The organism is Streptomyces sp. NBC_01314 (assembly GCF_041435215.1).
Taxonomy (GTDB): domain Bacteria; phylum Actinomycetota; class Actinomycetes; order Streptomycetales; family Streptomycetaceae; genus Streptomyces.
Genome location: NZ_CP108394.1, coordinates 1,097,081 through 1,111,864, shown reverse-complemented (window position 1 = coordinate 1,111,864; position 14,784 = coordinate 1,097,081). Strand labels below are relative to the sequence as shown.

Annotated in this window: 14 protein-coding genes; 5 read left to right on the top strand and 9 right to left on the bottom strand. The window is 71.9% G+C overall.

What is annotated here, in order from left to right; genetic code table 11:
* Positions 1 to 21: 21 nt before the first annotated feature.
* Both OG622_RS05060 and OG622_RS05055 read right to left on the bottom strand, forming a co-directional pair.
* Positions 22 to 846: an SDR family NAD(P)-dependent oxidoreductase gene (locus OG622_RS05060; RefSeq protein ID WP_371573685.1), complete on the bottom strand. Its 825-nt coding sequence runs from the start codon at positions 844 to 846 to the stop codon at positions 22 to 24.
* Entirely contained in the window at positions 843 to 2,159 is a 1,317-nt protein-coding gene (locus OG622_RS05055; RefSeq protein ID WP_371573682.1) for an aromatic ring-hydroxylating dioxygenase subunit alpha, read from the bottom strand. Before OG622_RS05055 ends, OG622_RS05060 begins: the two co-directional genes overlap by 4 nt.
* 149 nt (positions 2,160 to 2,308) lie before the next feature.
* Here OG622_RS05055 and OG622_RS05050 point away from each other — a divergent pair, with 149 nt between their 5' ends.
* From OG622_RS05050 to OG622_RS05035, 4 genes are all read left to right on the top strand, one after another.
* The gene (locus tag OG622_RS05050; RefSeq protein WP_371573680.1) at positions 2,309 to 2,770 is read left to right on the top strand and encodes a VOC family protein; all 462 of its coding nucleotides are present in this window, start codon (positions 2,309 to 2,311) and stop codon (positions 2,768 to 2,770) included.
* Between the two features lie 96 nt (positions 2,771 to 2,866).
* Entirely contained in the window at positions 2,867 to 3,895 is a 1,029-nt protein-coding gene (locus tag OG622_RS05045) for a thiamine pyrophosphate-dependent dehydrogenase E1 component subunit alpha (RefSeq protein WP_371573678.1), read from the top strand.
* A 5-nt stretch (positions 3,896 to 3,900) separates the two neighbouring features.
* Positions 3,901 to 4,926 carry an alpha-ketoacid dehydrogenase subunit beta gene (locus tag OG622_RS05040; RefSeq protein WP_371573676.1) on the top strand — a complete coding sequence of 342 codons (1,026 nt, stop codon included), beginning with the start codon at positions 3,901 to 3,903 and terminating at the stop codon, positions 4,924 to 4,926.
* The gene (locus OG622_RS05035) at positions 4,923 to 6,551 is read left to right on the top strand and encodes a 2-oxo acid dehydrogenase subunit E2 (RefSeq protein WP_371573674.1); all 1,629 of its coding nucleotides are present in this window, start codon (positions 4,923 to 4,925) and stop codon (positions 6,549 to 6,551) included. The genes OG622_RS05040 and OG622_RS05035 overlap by 4 nt, the downstream gene beginning before the upstream one ends.
* A gap of 41 nt (positions 6,552 to 6,592) precedes the next feature.
* Here OG622_RS05035 and OG622_RS05030 read toward each other — a convergent pair whose 3' ends face one another.
* Positions 6,593 to 7,207, bottom strand: coding sequence for a TetR/AcrR family transcriptional regulator (locus tag OG622_RS05030; RefSeq protein WP_371573672.1), 615 nt, complete (start codon positions 7,205 to 7,207; stop codon positions 6,593 to 6,595).
* A 143-nt stretch (positions 7,208 to 7,350) separates the two neighbouring features.
* On the opposite strand from OG622_RS05030, the gene OG622_RS05025 reads away from it, so the two are divergent.
* On the top strand, positions 7,351 to 8,031 hold the full coding sequence (locus OG622_RS05025; RefSeq protein WP_371573670.1) for a TetR/AcrR family transcriptional regulator: 681 nt from the start codon (positions 7,351 to 7,353) through the stop codon (positions 8,029 to 8,031).
* Between the two features lie 6 nt (positions 8,032 to 8,037).
* On the opposite strand, the gene OG622_RS05020 is transcribed toward OG622_RS05025, so the two are convergent.
* From OG622_RS05020 to OG622_RS04995, 6 genes are read right to left on the bottom strand one after another with little or no spacing between them, the layout of a single operon-like run.
* On the bottom strand, positions 8,038 to 8,742 hold the full coding sequence (locus OG622_RS05020) for an SDR family NAD(P)-dependent oxidoreductase (RefSeq protein WP_371573668.1): 705 nt from the start codon (positions 8,740 to 8,742) through the stop codon (positions 8,038 to 8,040).
* Positions 8,743 to 8,759: 17 nt separating this feature from the next.
* Positions 8,760 to 9,914: a thiolase family protein gene (locus OG622_RS05015; protein WP_371573665.1), complete on the bottom strand. Its 1,155-nt coding sequence runs from the start codon at positions 9,912 to 9,914 to the stop codon at positions 8,760 to 8,762.
* The gene (locus OG622_RS05010) at positions 9,911 to 10,339 is read right to left on the bottom strand and encodes a Zn-ribbon domain-containing OB-fold protein (protein WP_371573662.1); all 429 of its coding nucleotides are present in this window, start codon (positions 10,337 to 10,339) and stop codon (positions 9,911 to 9,913) included. The genes OG622_RS05015 and OG622_RS05010 overlap by 4 nt, the downstream gene beginning before the upstream one ends.
* 19 nt (positions 10,340 to 10,358) lie before the next feature.
* A complete protein-coding gene (locus OG622_RS05005; RefSeq protein ID WP_371573660.1) occupies positions 10,359 to 11,477 on the bottom strand; it encodes an acyl-CoA dehydrogenase family protein in 1,119 nt (372 codons plus the stop codon).
* Positions 11,474 to 14,137 (bottom strand): putative PEP-binding protein, encoded by a 2,664-nt coding sequence (locus OG622_RS05000; RefSeq protein ID WP_371573657.1) that lies wholly within the window; start codon positions 14,135 to 14,137, stop codon positions 11,474 to 11,476. Before OG622_RS05000 ends, OG622_RS05005 begins: the two co-directional genes overlap by 4 nt.
* Positions 14,134 to 14,766, bottom strand: coding sequence for a hypothetical protein (locus tag OG622_RS04995; protein ID WP_371573655.1), 633 nt, complete (start codon positions 14,764 to 14,766; stop codon positions 14,134 to 14,136). The genes OG622_RS05000 and OG622_RS04995 overlap by 4 nt, the downstream gene beginning before the upstream one ends.
* Positions 14,767 to 14,784 lie beyond the last annotated feature (18 nt).

The window sequence follows — 14,784 nt, the reverse complement described above, 5'->3', positions numbered from 1 at the left end:
CCGCCCCTGCCCGTCCCCGGCCTACCACTGCGCCGTGCCGCCGTCGACGCTGATCAGCGTGCCGGTGATACCCGCCCCGGCCTCGCTCGCGAGCAGCGAGGCGACCGCCGCGACCTGCTCCACGGTGGTGATCGTCTTGGTGGCGGCATGCTCGGCGAACCGGCCCAGCCACTCCTCGTACGAGATGCCCTCGGCCGCCGCCGCGGCGGGACCCGCGGCCCGCATGAGGTCGGTGTCGACGGCGCCGGGGCAGATGGCGTTGCAGGTGATGCCCTGGGTTCCGTACTCGAAGGCGGTCGCCTTGGTCAGGCCGTGGATGGCGTGCTTGTTGGTGATGTAGTGGCTGATCGCGGGCTTGTTGGCCTGCTTGCCCTCCACCGACGAGATGTTGATGATGCGGCCCCAGCCGCCCGCCAGCATCTTCGGCAGCGCCCGGCGGGTGCCGTAGAAGTAGCCGTTGATGTTCAGGTTGAGGGCTTCGTGCCACGCCTCGTCGCTGAGCTGGTGGATGGGGGCGAAGCCGGAGCTGCCGCCCACGTTGTTGACCCAGATGTCGAGCCTGCCGAAGCGCTCGGCGGCGAAGTCGGCGAGGCCCTCGATGTCCTCCTGGCTGTTGGCGTCGCAGGGGTGGAAGACGGCCCGGTCCCCGGCGCCCATCTCCTCCAGGGCCTGCTTGCCCTTGATCTCGGAACGGCCGCTGACGACGACCGTGGCGCCGTCGGCGAGGAAGGCCTCGGCGATGGCGCGGCCGATACTGCGCGTGCTGCCCGTGATCACCGCGACACGTCCGTCGAGGCTGCCCGTAGCCACCATGGTGTTCTCCCGCGAGTCTTGTTGGTTGCTCACCTGGCGGCCCTGGGGGCTGCTGTCGCGCCCTTGTCCAGGTGTCGGTGAATGGTGCGGTGCAGGTGCTGGAGTCCGGGCTCGTTGCGTCCGAAGACGAAGTCGGTCCCGTCGAGGGCCTTCAGGCCCTGCTGGACTCCGTAGGTGGTCGCGTAGTCCTCGTCGCGGACCACCTCGTGGAACCATTCGCCGAACCGGTCGGCGACCTGGCGTTCCTCGTCGGTGACCGCCGGTTCCCGCAGCAGGATGATCTGCTGGGTCACCGACTCGGTCGCCGTCCGGGGGAGTACGAGGGACACGGCGATCTTCTGGCGCCAGCCGCCGGCGATGGCGAGGCCCGGGAAGAGCCAGTAGATGGGGCCGACACAGTCCCCGGGGTCACGCTGGTCCGGCGGCAGCTCGACCGCCTGTGCGATGGGGCGCAGGGCCGGTGCGATGCGCTGGTGAGGGCCCCAGGTGTCGTGGGCCATCATGTTGGAGAGGTTCGTCTCGAACACCGTCTTCGGGTGCAGCGTGGCGAAGTGGTACGTCTCCAGATACCCGTCGAGGGTGACCTTCCAGTTGGGACTGGTCAGTGCGCTGGTGGAGTAGTGGTGGCACTCCGCCAGCCGCAGGCCCTCCAGCAGCGGCAGCAGATCGCCCAACCAGCCGTCCAGGTCGGGCTCGGCCGCCGGGTCGAGCGAGACGAAGACGATGCCTGCTCGCTCCCCGGCGGGGAGCCTGACGAGACTGCGGCCTTCGCGCGGAACCTCACCGAAGGTCTTCTCGGCGTGCACGCCCCGCAGCTCGCCTGCCAGGTCGTACGACCAGGAGTGGTACGGGCAGGTCAGCCGCTTGGACACCCCGCAGCCGGGTTCGAGGAGCTTGGCTCCCCGGTGCCGGCAGGCGTTGATCATCGCGTGCACGGTGCCCTGTCGGTCACGGGTGATCAGCACGGGGATGCCGAGCACGTCGATCGCCTTGTAGGTGTTCGGCCCGGGCAGCTCGCAGGACATGGCGAGCGGCAACGGGACGCTCCGGTGGACGGCGTCCGTCTCGCGCTGCCAGCGGTCGGCGTCGAGGTAGTTGGCCACGGGTTCCGTCCACTGGCCGTCCGCCTGGTGCGTGGTGTTGTCGCGGTAGTGCGCCATCACCCGCTCGACGAGTTCCGCCGCCTCCCGCCGCATCGTCTCGGATGCCGCGTCGGTGGATCGGTCCTGACTGATCCACGACGAGTATTCGGGGGTCGAGGGGGCGGACGGGGCGGAGGACGCCGAGACCGGCGACCCGCGCTCGGCGCCTGCTTCCCGAATCTCCGGCGAACTGGTCTGGACCACGATGTCCTCACAATCCTCCCAGCCGCGAGCCGGTGACCGGCTTCTGAATGCGACAGCTGGGTTGTGTCCGAAACGACAACAGGACTTAGTGTGCTCTGTCAATAGAAAGTGTCGAAGTCGGCGCTCGGTGTCCCGTGGGGGTGGGTGTGATGGTCGTGACCCGGCCGTTCGAGGTGGGTGTGGTGGTGCGGGATCTGGAGCTGATGGAGCGCTTCTACTGCGACGTCATCGGGTGTCGTGTCGAGCGCCGCTCGCGCATACCGGAGTCGGTCGGTGGCCCTGCCGGGCTCGGCGGCGAGCTCGTGGTCGTCTGGCTGCGGGTGCCCTCCGGGGGGTGCGTCAAGTTGATCCTTCCCCGGTCGGGCGCGGTGTCGGTGGGGGTGACGCCCTTGTCGACCGAGCGTTCGGGGCTGTCGTATCTCACCTTCCACGTGGACGACTTGGACCCGGTGGTGGAGGTGCTGCCGACCGCGGGTGCCCGGCCTCTGTCGGACCCGGTCGTCGTCCTCGCGCGCGGCCGGCGGATCAGCTTCTGGTCGGATCCGGAGGGCAATGCCGTGGAGTTGGTGGACGCGCGCGGCGGCAACCCGACTCCGGGGCATAGTAATTAGAGACGCTGTTCAGTAAGGTGCCCCGTGCTGGTTACTGTAGACCAGCACAAGTAAGTCCGTTTGCTTGGCAACCTCCCTCGGACGAAGAGGCGGACGATGGCTCAACGAGCGTCGACGGCGTCGAAGAAATCCCCGCAGGTCAGCCCGCCGGTCAGCCCGCAGGTCAGCCCGCCGGTCATCAAGGATCTGCACGAGCGCATGGTGCGCATCCGGCTGTTCGAGACCGAGGCGGGCAAACTCATGGAGGCGGGCAAACTGCCCGGCTTCCTGCACCTCTATGTCGGCCAGGAAGCCGTGGCCGCCGGAGTGATGACCGCCCTGCGCGACGACGACCAGATCACCTCCACCCACCGCGGCCACGGGCACGCCGTCGCCAAGGGCGTCGGCTTCCGCGCGATGTACTCCGAGCTGTACGGCCGGGTCACCGGCGCCTGCCTCGGCCGCGGCGGCAGCATGCACATCAACGACCTCACCCGCGGCATGCTCGGCGCCAACGGCATCGTCGGGGCCGGCGTCCCGATCGCCGTGGGCGCGGCCTTCGCCGCCCGCTACAAGGGTGAGGACAGCGTCGCCGTGACCTTCTTCGGCGACGGCGCCACCAACATCGGCGCCTGGCACGAGGGCGCCAACATGGCCGCGATCCTCGGCCTGCCCGTGGTCTTCGTCTGCGAGAACAACGGCTACGCCGAGTTCACCCCGCAGTCCGCGCACATGCTGATCACCGACGTCGCCGACCGGGCCGCCGCCTACGGCATGCCCAGCGTCATCGTCGACGGCATGGACGCGGTCGCCGTCCACCGCGCCGCCACCGAAGCCGTCGAACGGGCCCGGCGCGGCGAGGGTCCGATGATGATCGAGGCCAAGACCTACCGCTTCTTCGACCACCAGGGCGTCAAGGGCCTGCGGCACCCCTACCGCTCGGACGAGGAGGTCGCCGAGTGGAAGACCCGCGACCCCATCGACCTGATCGAGGCCCGGGCGGTCGCCGACGGCACCGCGACCCGTGCGGAGCTGGACGACGTATGGCAGCGCACGCGCGACGAGATCGCCGAGGCCATCGCGTACGCCGAGTCGAGCCCGCTGCCCGACCCGGCCGACCTGCTGCTCAACGTCTACTCGGGATGACCGCCATGACCACCACCACCGAAGCACCCGCCGTCGCCTCCGTGCCCGCCGCGCGCAGACTCAGTTACGTCAAGGCCTTCAACGAGGGTCTCGCGCAGGCCATGCGCGAGGACGAGAACGTCTTCGTCGCCGGCGAGGACGTCGCCGGATACGGCGGCGTGTTCCGTATGTTCGACAACCTGCTCGACGAGTTCGGGCCCCGCCGCATGATCGACACCCCGATCTCCGAGGCCGCCCTGGTCGGCCTGGGGGTGGGAGCCGCCGCCCGGGGCCTGCGACCCGTCGTCGACCTGATGTTCATGGACTTCATCGGTGTCTGCCTCGACCAGATCGTCAACCAGGCGGCGAAGATGAAGTACATGTTCGGCGGCGGGTTGTCCGTGCCGCTGACCATCACCACCGCCTCCGGCGCGGGCCTCGGCGCCGCGGCGCAGCACAGTCAGAGCCTGGAGGCCTGGCTGGCCCATGTGCCAGGCCTCAAGGTGGTGATGCCGAGCGACGCGTACACCGCCAAGGGCCTGACCGTCTCGGCCATCCGGGACAACAACCCGGTCGTCGTCATGCTCAACAAGGTCCTGCTCGGCAGCACCAGTGAGGTGCCCGAGGAGATCTACGGCATCCCGCTGGGCCAGGCGCACACCGCGCGGCACGGCTCCGACGTCACCGTCATCGCCCTCGGCCGCATGGTGGGGGAGGCACTCGCGGCGGCGGAGGAACTCGCCGCCGAGGGCGTGGAGATCGAGGTGATCGACCCCCGCACCGTGCAGCCCCTGGACACCGAGACGATGTTCGCCTCCGTCCGTCGCACCAACCGGGTGCTCGTGGTGCACGAGGCCGTCACCTTCGGCGGGCTCGGAGCGGAGATCGCCGCCCAGATCCAGGACGTCGTCTTCGACTACCTCGACGCGCCGGTCCTGCGGATCGGCGCCCCCTTCTCCCCGGTGCCCTTCTCTCCCGTCCTGGAGAAGGCGTACGTGCCCGATCGCGCCCGCATCGCCCAGGGCTGCCGGCGTCTCCTCGAAAGGTCGTGACCGACGTGGCGGTCGAGATTCTGCTGCCGAAGATCGGCCTGACCATGCAGGAAGGCACGATCGACGAATGGCTGGTGCCCACCGGCGCGGCCGTCGCGGAGGGCGACGCACTCCTGCGGCTGGCCACCGACAAGGTCGACGTGGACGTCGAGGCGGAGGCCGGGGGACTGTTCCACCCGGTGGTCCCGGCGGGAGCCACCGTGCCGGCCGGGGCGCTCATCGGCTGGCTGCTGGCCGAGGGCGAGCAACCTCCGGGGGCGGCGGGCGCGCCGACACCGACCGGAACAGGGGCCGGCACGGACACGTCCGCCGGATCCGCCCTGGACGGCGACCCTGCGGGCCTGGGCGCGCTGCCCGCCGGCGGTGGTGCGGGTGCGCCTGGCGCGCCTGGTCTGGGCGGCGGTGGTGGGGGCGGGTCTGCTGTGCCCGGCCTGGACGCCGGCCTTGCGGGGCTCGGCGCGCGGCCCGCCGCCGGTGGTGCGGGCGCGGCTGCCGTGCCTGGCCCCGGCGGCGGTGCGGGTACGGGCGCCCCGTCGGCCCTCACCCGCATCGGTGCGGGCCCCGACACCGGCGCTGCTTTCGCGGCGCCCTCCGTCAACGGCAACGGTGGCCGCCTGCCGGCCTCGCCGAACGCCCGGCGCGTCGCCGTGGCCGGCGATGTCGACCTCACCGCCGTACGAGGCACCGGGCCGGGTGGCCGGATCGTCTCCGAGGACGTGGAGGAGTTCCTCGCGGCTCTCCCCGGCGACCTCGCCGCACCGGTCCCGCCGGGCGACACCGGCATCGGTACCTCGCCGCTGGTCCGCAAGCTGGCGAAGGAACGGGGCATCGACCTCTCCGGCATCAACGGCACCGGGCCCGGAGGCCGCATCCGCAGGCATGACCTCGACGCCGTCACCCCGGCGCCTGTTCGCCGTGACGCGGCGGCTCCTCAGCCCGGCGACGTCCTCCCGCTCACCGGGATGCGCGGCACCATCGCCCGCAGGATGCACGCCAGCCTGCAGGAGATGGCCCAACTGACGCACGGCTACGAGGTGCGGATGGACGCCGTGGTGTCCCTGCGGGACCGGCTCAAAAAGGAGTGGGCCGACAGCGAACTGCCGGTGCCCACTCTCAACGACTTCCTCATGAAGGCCGCTGCCCTGGCCCTGCGTGCGCACCCCCTGCTCAACGCGACGGTGCGCGAGGACGGCGTCCATCTGCTCGAAGGCATCCACCTGGGCTTCGCGGTGGCCGTTCCGGGCGGCCTCATGGTCCCCGTGATCGAGGACGCGGTGGCGCTGCCGCTGCCCGAGATCGCCCGCCGGTCGAGGGCCCTGGCCGAGGCCGCGCGCGAGGGGCGGATCTCTCCCACCCAGCTGGAAGGGGCCACCTTCACCGTCACCTCGCTCGGCGGATACGGCGTCGACTTCTTCACCCCTGTGGTCAACCCCGGCAATGTCGCGATCCTCGGGGTGGGCAGGCTCAGGGACGGTGTCGAGTGGGTGGACGACCGGCCGCTGCGGACGCGGGTGCTCACCCTGAGCCTCACCTTCGACCACCGTGCCGTCGACGGTGCGCCCGCCGCCGAATATCTGCGCACGGTCGGTGAGCTGCTGAGCAAACCCCTCCGCCTGCTGGTGTGAACCGGGCGCCCCATGTGACCTACGACTGTGACCTACGACGTCTACGAGGCCCGGGTGGCCGGGTCGGCGATCCGCTCCGCGAGATCGCCGACCTCGCGGACGAAGGAGCGGTGCCCCAGCGACCGGTAGACGTCGTCGCCCCGGACCTGCGAGATCGCCGCGGTCTCCAGCAGCGCCAGCAGGCCCAGGCCGACCACCGCCGCCTCGGCGTCGGAGACCGCCCCGCGGGCTCTACGGATCAACCGCACCAGCTCCTCCAGCAACTCCGTACGGCTCTGCTGGCGCAACGCCTCCGCGTCCTGGCTCATCCCGGCCGACGACACGAAGAACACCGTGGCGGCGGACCGGTGCTCGCCCATCCAGGACAGCAGCGCGGTGACGGACGCTCCGATGTCCGAGCCGGGCTCGTGGCGCTCCGTGATCGCCTGCAACTGCTCGCGCAGCGCGGCGGCGAACGCCCGCATGGCCTCCGCCAGGACCTGGTCCTTGGAGGAGAAGTGGTAGTAGACCGCCGCCGACGTCATCTCGGCACGAGCGGCGATGTCGGCCACCGTCACCTCGTCCGGCGGCTGGGTGGCGAACAACTCCGTGGCCGCCTCGATCACCCACTGCTTGCGCGAGGGGCGGTGAGCGGCGCGGGTTCCGGATGTCGTCATACTGTCAAGTATGCCGGGACCTCGGTGGCCCGGAGGCCAACATGCGGCGGGAATTGTGCGGATCAAGCGTCGGAGTTACTGGATACACTGATCAGTACGCAGGGCCCACGGAACGGGGTTCACGCCAGTCGGCAGGGAGCATGATGGCCACCACGAAGAACGGCAAGCAGCCCGCCCACCGCCCCTCGCGGCGGCTGCACATCATCACCGCCGCCGTGCGGGTGTTCGGCCGCAGCGGCTTCGCGGAGACCAGCATCCAGGACATCGCCGACGAGGCCCAGGTGGTCCCCACCGCCGTCTACTACCACTTCGACGGCAAGGAGGAACTGCTCGAACTCGCCATGCGCCGGGTCTTCGACCAGCTCAACGCGGTCGTGGAGGCGGCCCGGCCGGAGTCCGAGCCGGGTGACGCGGAGGGCCTGGTCCGCGTCATCGACGCCGTGTGGGAGTGGGTGGAACAGAACCCGGACGAGGCTCGGCTCTACCAGGTCCAGGTGGCCTCCGCCAACGGCAGCGTCAAGGTGCTGCGGGACGAGTTCGAGCAGCGGCACATCCAGCGTGGCTACGACTATCTGCCCGAGGGCACCACGCGCAGCCCCCGGGCGGCGAAGGCCCGGCACGCGGCACAGGCGCTCGCGGTCCGCACGCTGATCAGTACGACCATGCTGGTCACCGCGCTGCGGGCGGAGGGAGGACCGCTGTCCCAGCTGCCCTCCCAGTCCGTGCTGGAGGCGGTCAGGGAGCTGGCCCTGCGCATCGTCGCCACCGAGCAGGAGCAGACGCAGCCCGCGCAGCCGAAGAAGCCGGCCACGTCACGCACCTGAGACGATTCACCAGGGCAGTGGCCTGCGGTCGGCGAACAGCCCGCCCGTCGTCCCGTCGCCCTCGGGCAGGGTCGCCAGCCAGACCGGGGTGTCCGCACCCTCCTCCGGCCCGCGCGGGGCGGACGGGCCGCCCATACCGCTGCGGGTCCAGCCGGGGTCGGCGGCGTTGACCAGGACGCCTGTGCCGGCCAGTTCGGCCGCGAGCATCCGGGTGAGCGCGTTGAGCGCAGCCTTGGAGATCCGGTAGGCAGGGCGCCGCCCGGAATCCATCAGCGACAGCGAACCGTACGAGCTGGTGACGTTCACGACCCGGCCGTATCCGGCTTCCACCATGCCAGGTACGACAGCCTCCGCCACGCGCCAGGCGCCGGTGAGGTTCGTGTCCAGGGTCGCGCGCAGGATCTCCTCGTCGAGGTACGGGGGCCGCAGTTCCCCGTCCAGGGACACCCCCGCGTTGTTTACCAGGATGTCGACCCCGCCGGTCAGATCCCGTGCCTCACGGACCGCTTCGTCGACACTCGTCGCGGAGGTCACGTCCAGGGTGAGCGGCAGTGCCGCCGGGCCGATGGTGCGGCACGCCTCCTCGGCGGCCTCCCGCTTTCGCGCCCCGACCAGGACCCTCAGGCCCCGGTCCGCGAGCTGTCGGCCGATCTCCAGGCCGATTCCGCTCGCCCCGCCCGTCACCAGCGCGGTTCTGTCACCGTGCCGCATGGCCCGCCCCTCGCCTCTCATACCGTCAGGACCGAGCACGCGCTGATCCCGGGCGCCCCGTACACATGGGTGAAGCCCACCCGGGGAGTCCCCGGTACCTGCACACCCGGCGCCCGGCCCTGCAACTGCCGTACGACCTCGTGGAACTGGCGCAGCCCGGAGGCGCCCACCGGTTCCCCGCCGGCCAGACAGCCGCCGTCGGTGTTGACCGGTATCCGGCCCGTGGGATCGGTGGCGCCGGCCGCCAGCAGTTCCTCCTGCTCGCCGTGGCCGCACAGCCCGGTCTCCGCCAGGTGGATCAGCTCCGAGCCGCTGTCGGTGTCCTGCAACTGGGCGACCTGTACGTCGGCGGGCCGCACCCCCGCCGTACGGAAGGCCGCCTCCGCGGCGTCGATGCTCGGGCTGTGGTGCGGTCCGGGCGGCAGCCAGGGCGAGAACACCTCGAACGAACCGAACCGCCGGGTCCGGAAAGCCAACGACGCCAGTTTGACCGGTCGTTCGCACAGGTCGAACGCACGGTCACCGAGCGCCAGCACCACGGCCGCCGCGCCCTGTCCGGGCGAACAGAACATGTACTGGGTGAGCGGGGGACTGACCTCGGCGGAGTCGAGGATCTCCTGCTCCGTCAGCGGCTTGCGCCGCCAGGCCAGGGGGTGGTGGGAGCCGTTGCGGAAGGCCCGCGCGGCGACCATCGCCAGTGCCCGCTCCGAGACCCCGTGCTCATACAGGTACCGCTGGGTCTTCAGCGCGAAGAACTGGGTCGTGAGCATCATGCCGGTCTCGGCGTACCAGTCGCCCAGGCCGTAGCGGGCCGCGGAGACGTGGAACGCGCCCCGCTCGTGCTTGTCGAACCCCACCGCCAGTCCCAGGGAGGCCTCGCCCGCGCGCAGCGCGTTGGCCACCGCGAGCACGGTGGAGGCGCCGGTGGCGCAGCCGTTCTGCGCGTTGACGAACGGCACACCGGTCAGGCCCAGGCGTCCCACCAGTGTGTCGGGCTTGCCGGACACGTCGGAGCCGCCGGCCGCGAAACCGATGTCCTTCCAGGAGACCCCGGCATCGGCCAGCGCCTCGCGTACCGCCCGCTCGGCCATGTCCATCCCGGTGACGCTTTTGTCGCGGCCGAAGCGATGCATGCCGCATCCGACGACGTAGACGTCCTGGGTCCGGCTCATCGCTCTTCTTCCTCCTCCGGGCGGAACGCGAAGGTCAGGACCTCGGTGCCGTCGTCGTCGTGATACGCGGGCACGGTGGTGAGCCGGACCGGGAGTCCGATCCGTATCCGGGCGCGGGGGACCGCCAGCCGTGCCTCGACCAGCACCTCGCCGAGGTCCACATAGCCCACGTGGTAGGGCCGGTGGGCGCCGGTCGGCGGCCGGTAGGGCGGCTTGGGCGGGAACGCCTGGAGCGTCCACGACCACACCCGCCCGCTGACCGGCAGCACGTGAGCGGACATGGGTCCCTCCGAGCATCTCGGGCACGAGTCCTGTCGGGGGAAGACGACGGTGCCGCAGCCGGCGCAGCGCGCGCCCGCGAGGCGCAGTGAGGCCCCGTCGGCGGCATTGTCGAACAGCGAGTCGTCGATGAGTCGGGTGGTCATACCGGTTCCGCCTTCCACGTCACCAGCTCAGCAGCCCGGCCAGCCGTTCCCGGTGGTGCTCGGCGCCGCCCAGCAGGACGGCGTCGGACTGGGCCCGCCGGAAGTACAGATGTGCGTCGTGCTCCCAGGTGAAGCCCATGCCGCCGTGCAACTGCACGCACTCGGCGGCGACGGACACGAAGGCGTCACAGCACCACGCCTGGGCCACCGCCGCGGCTTCGGCCAGTGCTTCGGGAGAGGAGGCCACCCGGACGGCGCGTGTCACCGCCGACCGTGCGCCCTCGACCCGCAGCAGCATGTCGGCGCAGGTGTGCTTGACCGCCTGGAATCCGCCGATCGCCCTGCCGAACTGGGTACGCTCCCGCACATGGGCCACCGTCATGTCCAACGCCGCCTGCGCGCCGCCGAGTTGCTCGGCGGCCAGGGCGACCAGGGCCACGTCCAGGGCCCGGGAGACGACATCCTCCCCCTCGCCCCCGGCGGTCAGCGTCCGGACCCGGGCGCCGGAGAGGGTGACCACCGCCTGGCCCCGGCTGAGGTCCAGGGTGGGGACCCGGCGCACGGTGACTCCCGGTCCGCGCGGGTCGACGAGGAAGAGATCCACGCCGTCGGCCCCGTCGGCGGCCACCACCAGCGCCTCGGCATCGGCGCCGTCGAGGACGAACGGCGCGGTGCCGTCGAGGACCGGGACTCCGCCCTGCCAGGAGACGGCGACCGGCACGGCGTCGGGCCGCCAGGTCCCGTCGGGCGCCGCCACCGCCAGGGCGTGGACCGTGCCCTCGGCCAGCTCGGCCAGCGCCTTGTCGGCCGTTCCGCAACCGGCGAGCACCTGCCCGGCCAGCACGGTGGAGGACAGCAGCGGCACCGGTGCCAGCGTCCTGCCCAGCTCCTCGCAGACCACGGCGATCTCGGCGAGACCGCCGATGCCTCCGGCCGGCTCGGGCAGCCCGAGGGCCGCGAGGCCTACCTGCCGGCCGAGGGTGTCCCACAACGCGGCGTCGATGCCGGGGGAGTGCTCGGGCAGCCGACGCACCGCCGTGGTGCCTCCGGCGTCCGCGCACACCGACCGTACGGTCTCGCGCAGGTCGTCCAGTTCGGCGTCCGACAGGGCCGGGCCGCCCGTCACGGTGCTCGTCATCGTGCGCTCCCGCTGCCGCTCTCGTCATGCCGCACGCGCCGGGCACTGTGCGCGGCCGCCATCCGGGCCACCGGCACGCGGTGCGCGGAACAGGAGACGTAGTCGAGGCCGAGGTCGTCGCAGAGCGCGATCGACTCCGGATCCCCGCCGTGCTCCCCGCACACGCCCAGCTTGATACCGGGCCGCACGCTCCGTGCCCGCTCGGCGGCCAGGGCGATGAGGGCGCCCACCCCGTGCGGGTCGAGTCGCGCGAAGGGGCTGGCCGTCAGGAGGCCACGCTCCTGATAGGTGGCGAGCACCTGGCGCTCGACGTCGTCCCGGGAGAATCCGTAGGTCAGCTGGGTGAGGTCGTTGGTGCCGAAGGAGAAGAACTCGGCGTGTTCGGCGAGTTCACCGGCCAGCAGCGCGGCCCTCGGGGTCTCGATCATCGTGCCGAGCCGGTACGGAACCTCCACACCGGTGCGGGCGGCGACCGCCTCGGCTGCGCCGCGCACGTACGCGGCCGCGGCGGCTAGCTCCTCGGGCAGGCTGACGAGCGGGATCATCACCTCCAGCTCGGGGCGGACCCCGGTGGCGGCGACGTCCGCCCAGGCGGCGAAGAGCGCCTCGGCCTGCGCCGGGTAGAGCCTCTCGTGCAGCAGCGCCAGCCGGACCCCGCGCAGCCCGAGCATCGGGTTCGCCTCACGCAGTGCGGCGGCCCGCTGCTCCTCGGCCGAGTCCCGGGCATGGCCGGGGGCCGGCAGGAACTCGTGCAGCGGGGCGTCCAGCAGGCGCACGGTCACCGGGCGGTTCCCGACCGCGGCCAGCAGAGCCCTGAAATCCTCGTGCTGAGCGTGTTCCAGCGCCACCAGCGCCTCGTCGCGGGCGGCCGGGTCGGCGGCCAGGATCACCCGGCGGATCAGCGGCAGCCGGCCGCCGAGGAACTGGTGCTCCGTACGGCACAGCCCGACACCCTCCGCGCCCAGGGCGAGGGCGGTGTCGACCTCGGCGGCGGTGTCGGCGTTGGCCCGCACACCCAGTCGGCGCATGTCGTCCGCCCAGGCGAGCAGGGTGGACAGTTCGGGCGGCGGTCCGGCCACACTGACGTTCAGCGTCCCCGCGTAGACGGCGCCGGTGCGGCCGTCCAGCGAGACGGGGTCGCCCTCGCGCAGCAGCCGCTCCCCGATCCGCACCGTTCCGGCTGCCCGGTCCAGGCGCAGCCCCTCGGCGCCGCACACCGCGGGTTTGCCCGCGCCCCGCGCCACCACGGCGGCGTGCGAGGCGATACCGCCACTGCCGGTCAGTACGGCGGCGGAGGCCAGCATTCCCGGCACGTCCGCCGGGGTCGTCTCCTGGGCCACGAGCACGACGGGGGTGCCGTCCGCGCCCAGTTCGAGGGCCCGCTCACTGGACAGCACGACCACACCGGTCGCCGCGCCGGGGGAGGCGGGCAGCCCCTTCACCAGAAGGTCCTCGCCGCCGGTCAGCCGGAGCTGGGGGTGCAGCAGTTCCTGCACCTGCGCGGGGCCGATCCGCAGTACGGCCTCCTCGTGGCCGAGTGCGCCGTCCTGGGCCAGGTCGGCGGCGAGGCACACCGAGGCTCGCAGCGGCGGCCGTTGCTGCGCGGAGGCGGCGAGCAGGGAGATCTCGTCGTCGCGCACCTCGAAGTCGACGGAGACGGGCGCGCGCAGATGACGTTCGAGGGTGAGCAGGGAGTGCTCCAGCAGAGCCGTTCCGCCCGTGAGGCGGTCCAGCGGTTCACCGGTGTGCGGTGGTGGGGCGCTGCGCCGCACCCCCCGGAAGAACGAGCCCTGGGGGGAGAGACGGCCCGTCCCGGGATGGCGGCTGACCGCCGTGCCGTAGCCCGAACGGTCCGCCGGGCCGATGCGCAGTGCCTGTACGTGCAGGGCGACACCGAGATCGGCGGGGAGCCGCTGTGCCTTACGGGATCTCCTCGCTCGCGGTGAGTCCCACCGTACGAGAAGGGCACGGGCGGCCAGGGCGAGCTGCTGGGCCGGATCGTCGGGGAAGGGCTGTGAGCCGTGCCGCGCGACCAGGGACAGCAGTGCGTCGACCCGTGCCCGCGGCTCGGGAGTGTCGAGGAGGGCGTCGTCGAGCACCGCGCCGGGTACGTCGAGGGCGTGCTCGGCGATCATTCGCACGGTGGCGGCCCACACCTCGTACAGCGCGTCCGCGCGCCCGATGACGGCGCACAGACTGTCGGCTCCCGCAGAGGTGACACCGAGACAGGCGAGGTCGGGCGGCAGTCCGGCGATCTCGGTCGGGGCGCTCGCCGACAGGCGCAGCAGCAACGGGCGGGCCGTGTCGCCGATCCGTCGCCCCGACAGCTGTTCGATCAGGTCGACGGCGGCTCGGGCGGTGCCGGGTTCACGCAATGACGCGGCGGCGCCGGCCGGCACGGTGAGCCCCGGGACGACGGGCAGCCCGAGGGCCACCAGCCGGTCCATCGCCGCGCCGTGAGCACCCAGCTCTTCGGCGTCGAGCCCCCGGATGCGACCCTGCCCGTAGGGCACCAGGACGCGGCCGGGAACCTCGGACGGTGAGAGGGCGGCTTCGGACTGTGCGAGGGGAACCTCGGACGGTGCGTGCGGGGCCTCGGACTGAGCGAAGGGGGCCTGGGACGGTGCGAGGGGGCCCGGCTCGCGGTCGGTGACGCTCAACTCCGGCCCCTGGTGACCAGCTCTTCTTCGCGGACCTCGTCCTCGGCTCGGCTGATCCCCAGCACGAGCAGCAACTCCTGGTGCAGCCGCATCCACACGGTGTGGTACGAGTCGCACAGCGGCGAGGCCAGCCACTTCACCTCGCCGTCGTCGAAGCGGTCGAGGGCTTCGTCCAGGTCGGTCAGATACCGCGCGCTGCCTTCGAGTGCCTGCTCCAGCCTGCGCAGGACGGGCTGGATGGCCTCGTGCACGTCCTCCAGCGACTCGCGCACCCCGGCGTCGTAGACGGTGTCGGAGTGGTCGTTGGCGGTGCCGTCGGGGCGGCACTGCCATGCCGTGCACACCTCACGAATCTTCCGGTTGACCGGCAGGAAGGCCTCGTACGCCGTGGTGATCTGCTTCTCCCGCGCCGAGCCCGGCGGGATCCGGAGGATCCGTGCGGCGGTGGCCTTGGCCCGCTCGGTCGGCAGCACGAGCGGACCCTTCACCATCGCCAGCCCGGCCTCGACCAAGGGGAGGTGCTCCGATTCGGGCCTGGCGCGCCACATGCCCCGCAGAACGAGGTCGACGACGGCCTCGGTGAGCGCCTCGTCGGGAGCGTCCGGAAGGTCCACGGCACCAGCTTGCATCGCCACACCTTTTCCCCG